Raw genomic sequence first — 15,123 nt, 5'->3', positions numbered from 1 at the left:
TCGGGGGGCATACGGCCCTCAGCCGTCCAGCGACTCCAGCGTGGCGTTCGACGGCGGGCGGCGGGAGACCAGGTCCCGGGAGACCGCTTCGGCGTCGCGCAGGGCGCGGACCGGGTTCGACCACGTCAGCATCGCGATGTCCGTACGCGACCACTTGCGGGACAGGAGCTCCGCGATGAGGTTCGGGTACCCCGAGACGTCCGACAGGTCCGAAGGCGTGAAGGCTGTGCCGTCGAAGTCGCCGCCGATGCCGATGTGGGCGATGCCCGCCACCTCGCGCATGTGGTCCAGGTGGTCCGCGACGGTCGCGGCGGTCGCCATCGGCCGGGGGTTCGCCGCCTCGAACGCCTCGTGGACGCGCATCGCGTCCGGGGTCGTGGCCAGCGGGTGGAAGCCGTGCTCCCGCATGTTCTCCTCGGCGCGCCGGGTCCACTCCACCGCCGCCGGGAGGACGAACTTCGGTACGAACGTGACCATGGCCACGCCGCCGTTCGCCGGCAGCAGCGCCAGCACGTCGTCCGGGATGTTGCGCGGGTGGTCGCAGACCGCCCGGGCGGAGGAGTGGGAGAAGACCACCGGCGCCTCGGAGGTGGCCAGGGCGTCGCGCATCGTCGTGGCGGCGACGTGCGAGAGGTCCACCAGCATGCCGAGGCGGTTCATCTCGCGGACGACCTCGCGGCCGAAGGCGGACAGGCCGCCGACGCCCGGCTCATCGGTCGCCGAGTCGGCCCACGGGACGTTGTCGTTGTGGGTCAGCGTCATGTAGCGGACGCCGAGGGCGTACAGCGCCCGCAGGGTGGCGAGCGAGTTGTTGATGGAGTGGCCGCCCTCGGCCCCCTTGAGGGAGGCGATGCGGCCGGCCGCCCGCGCCGCCTCCATGTCGTCGGCCGTCAGCGCGGGCGCGAGCTCCGCCGGGTGGCGGGCCAGGAGCTGGTCGACGCAGTCGATCTGCTCCAGCGTGGCGCTGACCGCGTCGTCGCCCGTCAGCTCGCAGCGCACGTACACCGACCAGAACTGCGCCCCGACCCCGCCGGCCCGCAGCCGGCGGAGGTCGGTGTGGAGCCGGCCCGTCTGGTCCGCCGCAATGTCGAGGCGGTCCAGGTCGTACCACGCCTTCGAGCGCAGCGCCCACGGCAGGTCGTTGTGGCCGTCCACCACGGGGAAGTCCCCCAGCAGCTCGCGCGCCTCGGCGAGGAGCGCCTCGGACGGACCGGAGGCCGTCACTTGCCCACCTTCGAACGCAGCCGCCTGCCCTTCTCCGTGGCCTGGTCGTTCAGGTCCTGCTGGAAGTCGGTCATGCGGGCCAGCAGCTCCGGGTCGGAGGTCGCGAGGATCCGCGCGGCGAGCAGACCGGCGTTGCGCGCGCCGCCCACCGAGACCGTCGCCACCGGCACGCCCGCCGGCATCTGCACGATCGACAGCAGGGAGTCCATGCCGTCGAGGTACTTCAGCGGAACCGGGACGCCGATCACCGGCAGCGGGGTGACGGAGGCGAGCATGCCCGGCAGGTGGGCCGCGCCGCCCGCGCCCGCGATGACCGCCTTCAGGCCGCGGTCCGCCGCGCGCTCGCCGTACGCGATCATCTCGCGCGGCATCCGGTGCGCGGAGACGACGTCGACCTCGTAGGGGATCTCGAACTCGTCGAGGGCCGCGCCCGCGGCCTCCATGACGGGCCAGTCCGAGTCGGAGCCCATGACAATGCCCACGAGGGGTCCGTTCTGACCGAGTGCGTTACTCAACGATCGTTCCTCGCAGATAGTCGGCGGCGTGGCGCGCGCGCTCCAGCACGTCGTCCAGGTCGTCGCCGAAGGTGTTGACGTGCCCCACCTTGCGGCCGGGCTTCACGTCCTTGCCGTACATATGGATCTTCAGCTGCGGGTCGCGGGCCATGCAGTGCAGGTACGCCTGGTACATGTCCGGGAAGTCGCCCCCCAGCACATTGCACATGACGGTCCACGGGGCGCGCGGGCGCGGGTCGCCCAGCGGCAGGTCGAGCACGGCACGCACGTGGTTGGCGAACTGCGAGGTGACCGCGCCGTCCTGGGTCCAGTGGCCGGAGTTGTGCGGCCGCATGGCCAGCTCGTTCACGAGGATGCGGCCGTCGCGGGTCTCGAAGAGCTCGACGGCGAGGTGGCCGACGACGTCCAGCTCCTTGGCGATGCGCAGCGCCAGCTCCTGCGCCTGCCCGGCCAGCTCGGCCGAGAGGTCGGGCGCCGGGGCGATCACGGTGTCGCAGACACCGTCGACCTGACGCGACTCGACGACCGGGTACGCCACGGCCTGGCCGTGCGGGGAGCGGACGATGTTCGCCGCGAGCTCGCGGACGAAGTCGACCTTCTCCTCCGCCAGGACCGGCACCCCGGCCTGGAAGGGCTCGTGGGCGTCGGCCTCGGAGCGTACGAACCACACGCCCTTGCCGTCGTACCCGCCGCGCACGGTCTTGAGGATCACGGGATAGCCGTCGCCCTCGCCGCCGCCCTCCGCCGCGAACGCCGACACGTCGGCCGGGTCCGCCACGATGCGGTGGCGCGGGCAGGGAGCGCCGATCGCGCCGAGCCTCGCGCGCATCACGCCCTTGTCCTGGGCGTGCACCAACGCGTCGGGCCCCGGGCGGACGGGGATGCCGTCAGCCTCCAGGGCCCGTAGGTGCTCGGTCGGTACGTGCTCGTGGTCGAAGGTGATCACATCGCAGCCGCGCGCGAACTCACGCAGCGTGTCCAGGTCGCGGTAGTCGCCGATGACGACCTCGCTCACGACCTGCGCCGCGGAGTCCTGGGGAGTGTCACTGAGGAGCTTGAATCTGATGCCGAGGGGGATGCCCGCCTCGTGTGTCATCCGGGCCAGCTGACCGCCGCCCACCATGCCTACTACCGGGAACGTCACCCTCTTAGGGTATCCGGCCCCGGGAAGGACCCCCCTCCCCGGGGAAGGGGCTCGTTTCCGCTCCTCGAGCGGCGCCGGCGGGCCCTGGTTAGCATGGCTTGGTTGACCCACTCGACCGGACGGGGCTGTGAGATCACCATGAGTGAACGGGGCGCACTGCGGGTGCGGCTGGACCGGCTCGTCCGCGAGATCGCCAAATTCGGGGTGGTCGGCGGCCTCGGACTGCTGGTCAACATGGCGGTCTTCAACCTGGTGCGCCACACCACCGAGATCCCGGTGGTACGGGCCAGCCTGATCGCGACCGTCATCGCCATCGCCTTCAACTACGTGGGCTTCCGCTACTTCACGTACCGGGACCGTGACAAGAGCGGCCGTACGCGCGAGCTCTCGCTCTTCCTCGCCTTCAGCGTGGTGGGGATGGTCATCGAGAACGGCGTGCTGTTCGCCGCGACGTACGGCTTCGGCTGGGACAGCCCGCTGCAGAGCAACTTCTTCAAGTTTTTCGGCATCGGCGTCGCGACGCTCTTCCGCTTCTGGTCGTACCGCACCTGGGTGTTCCGTACGCTGCCGGGTGCCGAGGCCGCGCCGCCCGCTGCCGAATCGTTCCTGGAGCAGCGGCGGCACCACGACGAGCCCGCCGCCGAGCCGGTGGGGCCTCGCCGGTAACGCTCACCGCACCGTCGGCGGGTGCTCCTTGCGGCTGGGCACCTCGCGGCTCAGGAAGAGCGCGAAGACCGGCGGTTGCTGCTGGAGCAGCTCCAGCCGGCCGCCGTCCGCCTCCGCCAGGTCGCGGGCGACGGCGAGGCCGATGCCGGTCGAGTTGCGGCCGCTGATGGTCCGCTCGAAGATGCGCGCGCCGAGGTCGGGCGGGACGCCCGGGCCCTCGTCGGTGACCTCCACCACCGCCTGGTTGCCGATGACGCGGGTGCGCAGCGCGACCGTGCCGCCGCCGTGCATCAGGGAGTTCTCGATCAGCGCGGCGAGCACCTGGGCGACCGCGCCGGGGGTGCCGACCGCGCGCATGCCGACCTTGCCGGAGCGGACGATGGCCCGCCCGGCGCTGCGGTAGGCCGGGCGCCACTCCTCGATCTGCTGCTTGACGACCTCGTCGAGGTCGAAGGCGATCGCCGAGCCGGTGCGCGGGTCGCGCGAGTTCGTCAGGAGGCGCTGGACCACGTCCGTCAGCCGCTCGACCTGGGTGAGCGCGATGTGCGCCTCCTCCTTGACCGTCTCGGGGTCGTCGGTGACGGAGATCTCCTCCAGCCGCATCGAGAGCGCGGTCAGCGGCGTGCGCAGCTGGTGCGAGGCGTCGGCGGCCAGCCGGCGCTCGGCGGTGAGCATGCGGGCGATCCGCTCGGCGGAGGCGTCCAGGACGTCCGCGACCCGGTCCAGCTCGGGCACGCCGTACCGCTTGTGGCGGGGCCGGGGATCACCGGAGCCGAGCCGCTCGGCGGTCTCGGCGAGGTCGGTGAGCGGCGAGGCGAGCCTGTTGGCCTGGCGTACGGCGAGGAGGACGGCGGCGATCACGGCGAGCAGCGCCACGGCGCCGATGATCAGCAGCGTGCGGCCGACCTCGGCGGTGACGGTGGAGCGCGGCTCCTCGACGGTGACGGTCTCGCCGCGCTCGCCCTCGGCGGTGCCGCGGATGACGCTGCCGTCGGGACGCTCGCCGATCTCGATGGGCGGGCGCCCGGGGATGCGGATCACGGCGTACCGCTTGGCGCCGCTCTGCTCGGCGAGGATGTCGGGGTTGACGGGCTCCCCGCCGATCAGCCGGCTCTCCACGATGGAGATCAGGCTCACCGCCTCGGAGTCCACGCTCTCCTGGGCACTGCTGCTGATGGTGCGGGTCTCGACGATGACGAGGGAGACCCCGAAGACGGCGATGACGACGAGCACCACCGCGAGCGTGGAGTTGATCAGTCGGCGGCGCACGGTCCTACCCGGTCCTAGCTCTTTTCGAAGCGGAAGCCGACGCCGCGGACGGTGGCGATGTAGCGCGGGTTCGCGGCGTCGTCGCCGAGCTTCTTGCGCAGCCAGGAGATGTGCATGTCGAGGGTCTTGGTCGAGGACCACCAGGTGGTGTCCCACACCTCGCGCATCAGCTGGTCGCGCGTGACGACCCGGCCGGCGTCCCGGACCAGGACCCGCAGCAGGTCGAACTCCTTCGCCGTGAGCTGGAGCTCCTCGTCGCCCATCCAGGCGCGGTGCGACTCGACGTCGATGCGTACGCCGTGGGTGGCGGGCGCCGGGGCCGGCTCGGCGGAGCCGCGCCGCAGCAGGGCCCGGACCCGGGCGAGGAGCTCGGCGAGCCGGAACGGCTTGGTGACGTAGTCGTCCGCGCCCGCGTCGAGCCCGACAACGGTGTCGACCTCGTCGGCGCGGGCGGTCAGCACCAGGATCGGCACCGTGTGGCCGTCCGCCCGCAGGCGCCGGGCCACTTCGAGCCCGTCCATGCCGGGCAGGCCCAGGTCCAGTACGACGAGGTCGACCCCGCCCTTGAGTCCCGTCTCGAGCGCGGTCGGTCCGTCCTCGCGCACCTCGACCTCGTACCCCTCCCGCCGCAGGGCGCGGGCCAGCGGTTCCGAGATGGATGCGTCGTCCTCGGCGAGCAGTACACGGGTCATGGGCTGATGGTAGTCCGCGCGGGGTACGCGCCGGAGCGGGATCGACGCTTGATCAACTTTCCCTGGGACTATGGGGCGGCATCCTGTTCATCACCTTCGATTATGGGCAGATGGTTCCATGTATCCCTGTGATCCATATCTCAAGTCCTTCCATATCCGCCACTGTCGTGTCGTATGGTGGCGAGACGCCTGATGCAGTACTCCGGGACCTTTGGCCCGCCAAGAGCGCCAAGGGTCTCTTTTCTGCCCGGGGCCGGCCCTGCCAGCCTTGAGGCAGTGAACGACCTGTGGGCCGGGCCCCGATGCGCGACGACGCGCCTGTCGGGGCGTGGATCCCGGTGCGTCCGATCCCTCGCCTCCGTGTGCGACACGGGGGCGAACCCCTGTCCGGGCGTCGGGGGGACGGGGGCGGAACGCGCGCCGGTGCCGGCCGCGCCCCCCACCGGGCGCGTCACGCTCACGAAGCGGATGGCGCGTCCCGAGCAAGCAAGGATCGACCATGGCGTCCAGCCTGACGAGGGACCCGGCCGGCAGCACTGCCGCCGGCCTTGAGAAGACGTTCCTCGGCCACCCCCGCGGTCTGGCCAATCTCTTCATGACCGAGATGTGGGAGCGCTACAGCTTCTACGGCATGCGGGCCCTGCTCGTGCTGTACCTGTCGGCCTCCGTGGCCAAGGGCGGTCTCGGCTTCGACACGGCGACCGCCGTCGCCATCTACTCCGTCTACAACGCGATGGTGTACCTCCTCGCGCTGCCGGGCGGCTGGTTCGGCGACCGGGTGTGGGGTGCCCGGAAGACCGTGGCGATCTCCGGCACGGTCATCATGACCGGCCACTTCCTGCTGGCCCTGCCGACGGAGATCTCCTTCTTCATCGGCCTGGCGTTCATCGCCGCCGGCTCCGGTCTGCTCAAGGCCAACATCTCGACGATGGTCGGCCACCTGTACCGGGACAAGAACGACCCGCGCCGGGACGGCGGCTTCACGATCTTCTACATGGGCATCAACCTCGGTGCCTTCGTCGCCCCGCTGACCATCGGCTACGTGGGCCAGAAGATCAACTGGCACTACGGCTTCGCCATGGCCGGCATCGGCATGGCCCTCGGCCTCGCCTTCTACTTCCTGGGCTTCCGCAACCTGGCTCCGGAGTCGAACCAGGTGCCCGCGCCGCTGTCGGACACCGAGCGCGCCGGCATCATCAAGAAGGCGCTGATCTGGCTGGCCGTCGCGGCCGTCGCGTACGGCATCGCCGGCCTGGCCGGCAAGCTGACCATCGACTGGGTGCTGTGGCCGCTGACCATCCTCGGCCTGGTGCTGCCCGCCTGGTACCTGGTGCGCATCAAGCGCGACACCGACCTGGACCAGGTCGAGCGGTCCCGGATGTCGGCGTACGTCTGGTTCTTCGTCGCCGCCGCCGTCTTCTGGGGCATCTACGACCAGACCGGCTCGACCCTGAGCCTGTTCGCGGAGCACAACACCGCGGGCTCCCTCTTCGGCTTCGAGTTCCCCGCCAGCTGGTTCCAGTCGCTGAACCCGCTGTACGTGATGGCGCTGGCCCCGGTCTTCGCCTGGCTGTGGGTGGCGCTCGCCCGCCGCTCCAAGGAGCCCAGCACGCTGGTGAAGTTCACGCAGGGCCTGGTGCTGATCGGCGCCTCGTTCTTCGTGATGATGCTGGCGCAGGCCGCCTCCGCGGGTGGCGTGATGGTCACCCCGCTCTGGCTGTGCTCGGTCTACCTGATCCAGACCGTCGGTGAGCTCACCCTCTCGCCGGTCGGCCTGTCGCTGACGACCAAGCTGGCGCCGCAGAAGTACGCCTCGCAGATGATGGGCGTCTGGTTCCTGGCCGTCACCGCCGGCGACTCGGTCATCGCGCTGCTCCAGCTGATGGGCGCGCCGACCGACACCACGTGGTGGTTCGCCAGCCAGGGCGCGCTCGCGGTGCTCGCCGGTGTCGCGATCTTCATGTACCGGCGGAAGGTGCAGCCCCTCATGGGCGGCGTGCACTGACCCCTGCCCCCGCAGGGCACGAAAAGGGCCGCCGTACTGGATGCATCCGGTACGGCGGCCCTTCGCCGTTCCTTCGTACGAGAGCGGTTACGCCGGGGCCGCGAGTTCCGCCCAGACCGTCTTGCCCGGGGCGCCGTCGGCCCGTACGACCCCCCAGTCGAGGCACAGGCGCTGCACGATGAACATGCCGTGCCCGCCGGGCCGCCCGGCGCGGTGCGGGGTGCGGGGCGCGGGCTGGCCGGCGCCGCGGTCGTCGACCTCCAGGCGCAGCACCTTGGCGTCGAGCGAGACGCGCAGCTCCTCGGGGCCCTCGGCGTGCAGGCAGGCGTTGGTGACGAGCTCGGAGACGACGAGCAGGACGTCCTCGGCGGCGGCGCGCCGGTCGGCGGTGGCGGCGGGCAGCCAGCCCCAGTCGTAGAGCGCCTGCCGGGTGAAGTCGCGCGCGAGCGGAACGATCCCGCTGGCACTGCCCAGGGACAGCCTCCGGAACCGACCGCCCTCGGAGGCGGGACGCGGCGACGCGGCGTCCGGCGAGGCCGGGGCGCCGGACGACGGGCCGGACTGCGCACCCGACGGCGTACCCGACGCGGCGCGTGCCCTGGCACCGGAGCCGGGCGGGGTGCCCGGCGGTGTGCCGGGCGGCGTGCCCGGCCCGGTGGAGGAGGAGGCGCGGACCGCGGTCCCGCCGGCTGCCGCGGCCCGCTGCGCCGTGGCGTCGACACCCTTGACGGGGCCGGCGACAGGTTCGGCACCCGCGCCGACGCCCGCGCCGCCCGGCTCGCCGCCGAGGCCGCTCGGCGGATGCTGCTGGGTGCTGCCCATCAGCGCTTCACCTCACCGATTCACCAGTTCGCCATTGCCAATAAGTTTCGATACGGAGAGTCGCGGAGTCCCACCCGTCACGCCCTCGCGCAGGTTCTTCTGCCCGGAGTTGCGGGTACGACACCCGGTTCGTCATCCGATGCGCGTGAGCAACCCGACCAGCCGCCGTCGGCCGTCGCGGCAGTGCTCGGCGGCACTGGGGGCGCGGCGGCTCGGGAAGGGTGCGCCGGATCAGTCGGCGAGCGCCGCTTCCAGGGAGTCGTGCACGGTGAAGACCGCTTCCGCGCCGGTGATCTCGAAGACGCGTGCCACCACGGGCTGCATTCCGGCCAGATGGACTCCACCCCCTGCCGCCTCGGCCTTGAGCCGGGCCCCCAGCAGGACGTTGAGGCCGGTGGAGTCGCAGAAAGCAAGCTGCGAGCAGTCGACCACCAACCGTGAACGCCCTTGTGCCAGCGCGGCTTCCAGCGGTTCGCGCAGCAGATCCGCGGTGTGGTGATCCAACTCACCCACCGGTGTGACGATCTCACTGCGGCCCACCGTCTGGACCCCGACGCTGAGCCGGCCTTGATTCGCGCTGCCGACCGTCCCGCGGTCCATGCCGCCCCTCTTCGCCGATGCCGTTGAGTCGGTAGAACCCTACGCCCTCCTTCGATCGGCCGGTAGTCGGACTCCCCCGTTAGTCAGACATATGGGACAATTGACACTTGCAACGACCTAGGAAGAGCGGGTAGGCCTAGTAGGGACACTCATCGACCCACCCAGCCGGCTTTGGAGGCGCCGCACACCGCAGCGACGCAATTCGGCATCGGCGGCCTTATGCCGAGAACGATGGAGGAGACCATGTCACCCCGGCTCGACGAGACGCGTACCCCCGACGCGGCGTCGGCAACTCCGCCCGAACTCATCCACACCCCCGACCACCCGAGCGGTCCGAGCGGTCCGAGCGGTCTGAGCGACCTGCCCGAGATCCCGCCGTACGACGAGGTCGCAGCGCTCGACGCGCGGGCTCTGTCGAAGACGCTCTTCGCCCGCCTCGAGACGCTCGAAGAGGGCACGCACGAGTACGCGTACGTCCGCAACACCCTCGTCGAGCTCAACCTCGCCCTCGTCAAGTTCGCCGCCTCCCGGTTCCGCTCCCGCAGCGAGCCGATGGAGGACATCATCCAGGTCGGCACCATCGGCCTGATCAAGGCCATCGACCGGTTCGAGCTCGCCCGAGGGGTCGAGTTCCCCACCTTCGCGATGCCAACCATCGTCGGAGAGATCAAGCGCTTCTTCCGCGACACCTCGTGGTCCGTGCGCGTCCCGCGCCGGCTGCAGGAGCTCCGCCTCGACCTGGCCAAGGCCGGTGACGAGCTCGCCCAGCAGCTGGACCGCTCGCCGACCGTCGGTGAGCTCGCCGAGAAACTCGGCATCACCAAGGAGGAGGTCGTCGAGGGCATGGCGGCGAGCAACGCGTACACCGCGAGCTCGCTCGACGCCCAGCCCGAGGAGGACGACACGGAGGGCGCGCTCGCGGACCGCATCGGCTACGAGGACAACGGCCTGGAGGGCATCGAGTACATCGAGTCCCTCAAGCCCCTGATCGCCTCGCTGCCCGCCCGCGACCGCAAGATCCTCTCCCTGCGCTTCGTCGCCGGTATGACGCAGTCGGAGATCGGCGAGGAGCTCAACATCTCGCAGATGCACGTCTCGCGGCTGCTCTCCCGCACCCTGGGCAAGCTCCGCAAGGGGCTGACCGTGGAGGAGTGACTCCCCCGTTCCACCTCCGGCGCACCCCGGTGTGACCGCCTGCCGCAAGGGCCCCTTCCGTCAAGGAATGGGCCCTTGCGGCGTCTTGACGGGATCGTCCCCTGGGGCGAGGGGATCACATGCGGTACGCGGCTTACGCATTTCGTCATGAAGTGACGCGTGACGATCGCCTGACGGGCGCGGCGTCGCTGATTCGGGTGATGGGCCCGAACCGGTCGCATGGGGGGCGCTTCCTCGGAACACGGATGGTGATCGACGGGGGTGCGCGGAAAGCGGCGTGGCCCGTTCGGTCGAGTGTCGGTGTGATCGAAGGAGAAGATATGTTCGCGTTTCGCCGTACTGTGGTCGCCGCTGTTCTCGCCTCTGTCGGTGTCGTCTCGCTCGCCGTCCCCGGGGCTCAGGCCGACCCGGCGAACACCCCGGCTGTCGCGGCGGCGAGGGCGGCCGCCGCGGTCCCGGTGGACACCCCTGTTCACCTCATCGAGAACGCCAGCAACCGCGGCGTCACGATCGAGGTGTACGCCAACTGGGACTACGCACTGCTGACCAACGACAGCGGCAGCAAGGGGACCAAGGTCGTCTTCCGCCAGCAGGGGGACGGTTACACCATCGAGAGCACCAGCGGTCACTGGGGCGGATACACCTACTGGAGGGGCGTCGGCAACGGCGTCAGGCTGGACACGCGCGAGAACGCCACCGTCTTCCAGGTGGTCCCGTCGTCCGGTGGATTCCTGATCGCGGACAAGCACAAGAACTACGCCACCTACCCCTCCGGCGGCAAGGGCTGGCTCCAGCTGTTCAACACGGTGCTGCCCAACTTCCGCGAGTTCGCCTACTTCCGCGTCGAGCAGTAACCAGCGTCGGCGCCCGGCCGTCCGGTGGTCCGGCGCCGGACCACCGGGGCCCTCATGGTCCGCACCGCTGCGAGCGGGAGCGGGCACGGGTCCGGCCGACATCAGCGCGGTGACACCGCCGGCGAACCGCGTCGGGAACGAGGGAGTCAAGGCGGAACGGGTCGGCCGCCGAGCGGGCCATCGACGCGTTCAGGCTGGTCTACGACGGCGTCAGGGCCGCATTCCGGCGCTTCCGCTCCCAGACCCGCCAGCGCTCCTTCCGCGCCGCCCTTGCCCGTACAGGAGACGGGCGTCTCCTGCGGTACCAGGTTTTGCCGCCGCCCCCACCCCTAGAACGCCCGCCGGCCGCCGCGCCAGACCGCCGTGGTCAGCGGGACGCCCGGGCGATAGGCCAGGTGGACGTGGGAGGGGGCGTCGAGGAGGACCAGGTCCGCGCGGGCGCCGGGGGTGAGGCGGCCGATGTCGTCGCGGCGCAGGGCGGCGGCGCCGCCGGCCGTGGCGGACCAGAGCGCCTCGTCGGGGGTCATGCCCATGTCCCGCACGGCGAGGGCGACGCAGAACGGCATCGAGGAGGTGAACGAGGAGCCGGGGTTGCAGTCCGTGGACAGGGCGACGGTCACGCCCGCGTCGAGCAGGCGGCGCGCGTCCGGCCACTCGGCGCGGGTGGAGAACTCGGCGCCGGGGAGCAGGGTCGCGACCGTGTCGCCGCCGGCGAGCGCGTCCACATCGGCCTGCGTGAGGTGGGTGCAGTGGTCGGCGGAGGCGGCGCCGAGCTCGACGGCGAGCTGGACGCCGGGGCCGTACGACAGCTGGTTGGCGTGGACGCGGGGGTGCAGGCCGCGCGCCTTGCCGGCGGTGAGGATGGCCCGTGCCTGGTCCCCGTCGAAGGCGCCCTTCTCGCAGAAGACGTCGATCCAGCGGGCGTGCGGGGCGCACGCCTCCAGCATCGGGCCGGTGACGAGGTCGACGTAGCCGGCCGGGTCGTCGGCGTAGTCGGGGGAGACGATGTGCGCGCCGAGGTAGGTGACCTCGTCGGTGTGGCGGGCGGCGATGCGCAGGGCGCGGGCCTCGTCCTCGACGGTGAGGCCGTAGCCGGACTTGGTCTCGAAGGTCGTCGTGCCCTGGCGCAGGGCCTCGCGCAGATAGCGGGTGAGGTTCGCTTCGAGGGCCTCGTCGGTGGCGGCGCGGGTGGCGGCGACGGTGGTGCGGATGCCGCCGGCCGCGTACGGCTGCCCGGACATGCGGGCGTTGAACTCGGCGGTGCGGTCGCCCGCGAAGACGAGGTGGGAGTGGGAGTCGACGAAGCCGGGGACGACGGCCCGGCCGCCCGCGTCGACCCGATTGTCAGTGGCGGGTGCTTTGCTGGATTCACCGATCCAGGAGACGCGGTCGCCGTCGATGACGACGGCCGCGTCCCGGATCAGGCCGAGGGGGGATCCGTCACCGAGGGAGGGGTCGTTGGTGACCAGGCTGGCGATGTTGGTGATGACGGTCGCCGTCGCCGCGACGGCGCTGTTCGTCGTGGCGGGGGCGGGCGTCGCCGCGGGGGTGTTCGTGGTCTCCGGACCGCTGCTCATGGTGAGGGATGCCTCCTTCGGTCGTGCGGGCGTCGGTCGTGCTGCCGGTGCCGGGACCGGCGGGGTCGGTCGCGTCAGTCGCGCAGGGCGGCGATCGCGTCCGCCAGTGCCCGGGGGACGTCCGGGACCAGGGCGTGGGCCCCGTCCCGCACGACATGGCGGCCTCCCACGACCGTATGGCGCACATCCGCTGCCGACGCGGCGAATACCGCCGTCTCAGCTGCCAGACGCGGTGGCGGCCCCGCTGTCCTGACCGAGTCGAGCGCGATCGTCGTGAAGTCGGCGAGCGCGCCCGCCTCCAGGCGGCCCGCGTCGGACCAGCCGAGGGAAGCGTGGCCGTCGGCGGTGGCGGCGCGCAGCAGCGCGGCGGCCGTCCAGTGGCCACGGGTGCGGGTGCGCAGGCGCTCGTCGAGCTCCATCGCGCGCGCCTCCTCCAGCAGGTCGATCACCGCGTGGCTGTCGCTGCCCAGCGACAGGGGCGAGCCGGCCCGCTGGAGGGCGGCGGCCGGGCCGATGCCGTCGGCCAGGTCGCGCTCGGTCGTCGGGCACATGCAGGTGCCGGTGGCCGAGGCGCCGAGCAGGGCGATGTCCTCGTCGGTGAGGTGGGTGTTGTGGACGCCGGTGGTGTGCGCGCCGAGCACGCCGTGGTCGGCGAGCAGGCGGGTGGGGGTCCGGCCGTGGGCCGCCAGGCACGCCTCGTTCTCCGCCGTCTGCTCGGAGAGGTGGACGTGCAGGGGCGCCCGGCGCTCGGCGGCCCACTGGGCGACCGTGGCGAGCTGGTCGGCGGGGACCGCGCGTACGGAGTGGATGGCGGCGCCCACGCGGGCGTGCTCCCGCTCCTTGAGGAGCGCGGCGCGCTCCGCCCACGCGTCCGCCGTGCCGTCGGAGAAGCGCAGCTGGTGCTCGTTGGGCGGCTCGCCGAAGCCGCTCGACAGGTAGGCCGTGTCGAGCAGCGTGATCCGGATGCCCGCCTCGGCGGCCGCCGCGACGAGCGCCTCGCCCATGGCGTTGGGGTCGGCGTAGGGGGCGCCTCCGGGCGCGTGGTGCAGGTAGTGGAACTCACCGACGGCGGTGATGCCGGCGAGGGCCATCTCGGCGTACGTCGCCCGCGCGAGCGCGTGGTAGGAGTCCGGGGTGAGCCGCTGGGCGACCCCGTACATGACCTCGCGCCAGGTCCAGAAAGTCCCGCTGCCGACCTGCACGGAGCCGCGCAGGGCCCGGTGGAAGGCGTGGCTGTGCGCGTTCGCCAGGCCCGGGAGGGTCAGGCCCCGCAGGACGGTCGCGCCCGGCGGCGGGGTGGCGACGCCGGTGCGGACGGCGGCGATCCGGCCGTCCGCCGCCACCTCCAGGACCACGCCCGACTCGACCGCCGGGTCCAGCCAGGCGTGCTCCAGCCAGTACGTGGTCACGCGCATGCCAGTCCCTCCAGTACGTCGGCGAGGGCGCGGACGCCCGCCACGCAGTCGTCCTCGGTCGCGGACTCGGCCGGGGAGTGGGAGACGCCCGTCGGGTTCCGCACGAACAGCATGGCCGTCGGGATGGAGGCCGACAGGATGCCCGCGTCGTGTCCGGCGCCGGTGCCGAGGACCGGGATGCCGCCGCCGAGGATCTTGGCGAGCTCGTCGCGCAGCGCGTGCTCGAACTCGACGACCGGCGTGAAGGACTCCCGCACGACCGTGAGGTCGATCCCGTGCCGGTCGGCGTACTCGCGCGCGGCCCGCTCGATGCCGGTCACGACGGTGTCCAGCGTCTCCTGGTCGGCCGCGCGCGAGTCGAGCCAGCCACGCACCAGCGACGGGATGGCGTTGACGCCGTTCGGCTCGACCGCGATCTTGCCGAAGGTGGCCACCGCGCCCGCCAGCTCCGCCTCGCGGCGGGCGGCGAGCACCGTCTCGGCGTACGTCAGCATCGGGTCGCGCCGGTCCACCAGCCGGGTGGTGCCGGCGTGGTTGGCCTCGCCGTGGAAGTCGTACCGCCAGCGGCCGTGCGGCCAGATGGCGGAGGCGATGCCGACCGGGTCGCCCGACAGGTCCAGGGCCCGGCCCTGCTCGACGTGGAGCTCGACGAAGGCGCCGATGCGCGCGAGCCGCTCCGGGTCCGGGCCGATGGCCTCCGGGTCGTACCCGGCCGCCTCCATGGCCTGCGGCAGCGCGACGCCGTCGCCGTCGCGCAGCGCGTACGCCGCCTCCTTGGTCAGCTGCCCGGCTGTCAGCCGGGAGCCGACGCAGGCGAGGCCGAAGCGGGCCCCCTCCTCGTCACCGAAGTTGGTGACGGCGACCGGCCGGCGGAACTCCACACCCCTGTGGCGGAGTTCGTCCAGGGCCGCGAAGGAGGACACCACACCCAGCGGGCCGTCGAAGGCGCCGCCGTCCGGGACCGAGTCCAGGTGCGAGCCGGTGACGATCGCGCCCTCGCCGAGGGGGTCGCCGAGCCAGGCCCACTGGTTGCCGTTGCGGTCGGTCTCGTACGTCAGGCCGCGCGCCTCCGCCTGAGCCCGGAACCAGGCGCGGCAGTCGCGGTCGGCCTCGGTCCAGGCGTAGCGGCGGTAGCCGCCGCTGTCCCGGTTCCGGCCGACGGGCGCGAGCTCGGCCCACATCTCG

The 15,123-nt window shown here is 72.0% G+C and carries 14 protein-coding genes; 4 read left to right on the top strand and 10 right to left on the bottom strand.

Annotated features, from left to right (window positions below):
- Positions 1–18: 18 nt before the first annotated feature.
- The 3 genes from ABZX67_RS20760 to ABZX67_RS20750 are packed head-to-tail and all read right to left on the bottom strand — an operon-like array spanning position 19 to position 2,883.
- The gene (locus ABZX67_RS20760; protein ID WP_355362211.1) at positions 19–1,224 is read right to left on the bottom strand and encodes a dipeptidase; all 1,206 of its coding nucleotides are present in this window, start codon (positions 1,222–1,224) and stop codon (positions 19–21) included.
- A complete protein-coding gene (purE, locus tag ABZX67_RS20755) occupies positions 1,221–1,694 on the bottom strand; it encodes a 5-(carboxyamino)imidazole ribonucleotide mutase (protein WP_355362328.1) in 474 nt (157 codons plus the stop codon). Before purE ends, ABZX67_RS20760 begins: the two co-directional genes overlap by 4 nt.
- 37 nt (positions 1,695–1,731) lie before the next feature.
- Positions 1,732–2,883 carry a 5-(carboxyamino)imidazole ribonucleotide synthase gene (locus ABZX67_RS20750; protein ID WP_355362209.1) on the bottom strand — a complete coding sequence of 384 codons (1,152 nt, stop codon included), beginning with the start codon at positions 2,881–2,883 and terminating at the stop codon, positions 1,732–1,734.
- A 138-nt stretch (positions 2,884–3,021) separates the two neighbouring features.
- Between ABZX67_RS20750 and ABZX67_RS20745 the strand changes: the two genes are divergently transcribed.
- Positions 3,022–3,549 (top strand): GtrA family protein, encoded by a 528-nt coding sequence (locus ABZX67_RS20745; protein ID WP_355362207.1) that lies wholly within the window; start codon positions 3,022–3,024, stop codon positions 3,547–3,549.
- 3 nt (positions 3,550–3,552) lie between these two features.
- Here the strand turns inward: ABZX67_RS20745 and ABZX67_RS20740 are convergent, their stop codons facing one another.
- Both ABZX67_RS20740 and ABZX67_RS20735 read right to left on the bottom strand, forming a co-directional pair.
- The gene (locus tag ABZX67_RS20740) at positions 3,553–4,818 is read right to left on the bottom strand and encodes an ATP-binding protein (RefSeq protein WP_355362205.1); all 1,266 of its coding nucleotides are present in this window, start codon (positions 4,816–4,818) and stop codon (positions 3,553–3,555) included.
- 14 nt (positions 4,819–4,832) lie between these two features.
- The gene (locus tag ABZX67_RS20735; protein ID WP_355362203.1) at positions 4,833–5,510 is read right to left on the bottom strand and encodes a response regulator transcription factor; all 678 of its coding nucleotides are present in this window, start codon (positions 5,508–5,510) and stop codon (positions 4,833–4,835) included.
- A gap of 499 nt (positions 5,511–6,009) precedes the next feature.
- Here ABZX67_RS20735 and ABZX67_RS20730 point away from each other — a divergent pair, with 499 nt between their 5' ends.
- Positions 6,010–7,515 (top strand): oligopeptide:H+ symporter, encoded by a 1,506-nt coding sequence (locus ABZX67_RS20730; RefSeq protein WP_355362201.1) that lies wholly within the window; start codon positions 6,010–6,012, stop codon positions 7,513–7,515.
- Positions 7,516–7,602: 87 nt separating this feature from the next.
- Here ABZX67_RS20730 and ABZX67_RS20725 read toward each other — a convergent pair whose 3' ends face one another.
- Together ABZX67_RS20725 and ABZX67_RS20720 are read right to left on the bottom strand one after the other, a co-directional pair.
- Positions 7,603–7,995 (bottom strand): ATP-binding protein, encoded by a 393-nt coding sequence (locus tag ABZX67_RS20725; RefSeq protein WP_355362326.1) that lies wholly within the window; start codon positions 7,993–7,995, stop codon positions 7,603–7,605.
- Between the two features lie 573 nt (positions 7,996–8,568).
- Positions 8,569–8,937: an STAS domain-containing protein gene (locus ABZX67_RS20720; protein WP_355362199.1), complete on the bottom strand. Its 369-nt coding sequence runs from the start codon at positions 8,935–8,937 to the stop codon at positions 8,569–8,571.
- Between the two features lie 231 nt (positions 8,938–9,168).
- Between ABZX67_RS20720 and ABZX67_RS20715 the strand changes: the two genes are divergently transcribed.
- Both ABZX67_RS20715 and ABZX67_RS20710 read left to right on the top strand, forming a co-directional pair.
- The gene (locus tag ABZX67_RS20715; RefSeq protein WP_355362197.1) at positions 9,169–10,092 is read left to right on the top strand and encodes an RNA polymerase sigma factor SigF; all 924 of its coding nucleotides are present in this window, start codon (positions 9,169–9,171) and stop codon (positions 10,090–10,092) included.
- Positions 10,093–10,412: 320 nt separating this feature from the next.
- A complete protein-coding gene (locus tag ABZX67_RS20710; RefSeq protein ID WP_355362195.1) occupies positions 10,413–10,946 on the top strand; it encodes a hypothetical protein in 534 nt (177 codons plus the stop codon).
- 329 nt (positions 10,947–11,275) lie between these two features.
- Here ABZX67_RS20710 and hutI read toward each other — a convergent pair whose 3' ends face one another.
- The 3 genes from hutI to ABZX67_RS20695 form a co-directional block, all read right to left on the bottom strand.
- Entirely contained in the window at positions 11,276–12,523 is a 1,248-nt protein-coding gene (gene hutI, locus ABZX67_RS20705; protein ID WP_355362193.1) for an imidazolonepropionase, read from the bottom strand.
- Between the two features lie 74 nt (positions 12,524–12,597).
- Entirely contained in the window at positions 12,598–13,938 is a 1,341-nt protein-coding gene (locus ABZX67_RS20700) for a formimidoylglutamate deiminase (protein ID WP_355362191.1), read from the bottom strand.
- A complete protein-coding gene (locus ABZX67_RS20695; protein WP_355362324.1) occupies positions 13,929–15,119 on the bottom strand; it encodes an allantoate amidohydrolase in 1,191 nt (396 codons plus the stop codon). The genes ABZX67_RS20700 and ABZX67_RS20695 overlap by 10 nt, the downstream gene beginning before the upstream one ends.
- Positions 15,120–15,123: the final 4 nt, after the last annotated feature.

Origin of the sequence: Streptomyces sp. NPDC003036 (assembly GCF_040611175.1) — a bacterium.
Lineage (GTDB): Bacteria > Actinomycetota > Actinomycetes > Streptomycetales > Streptomycetaceae > Streptomyces.
This window is presented reverse-complemented; position numbering and strand designations above follow the sequence as displayed.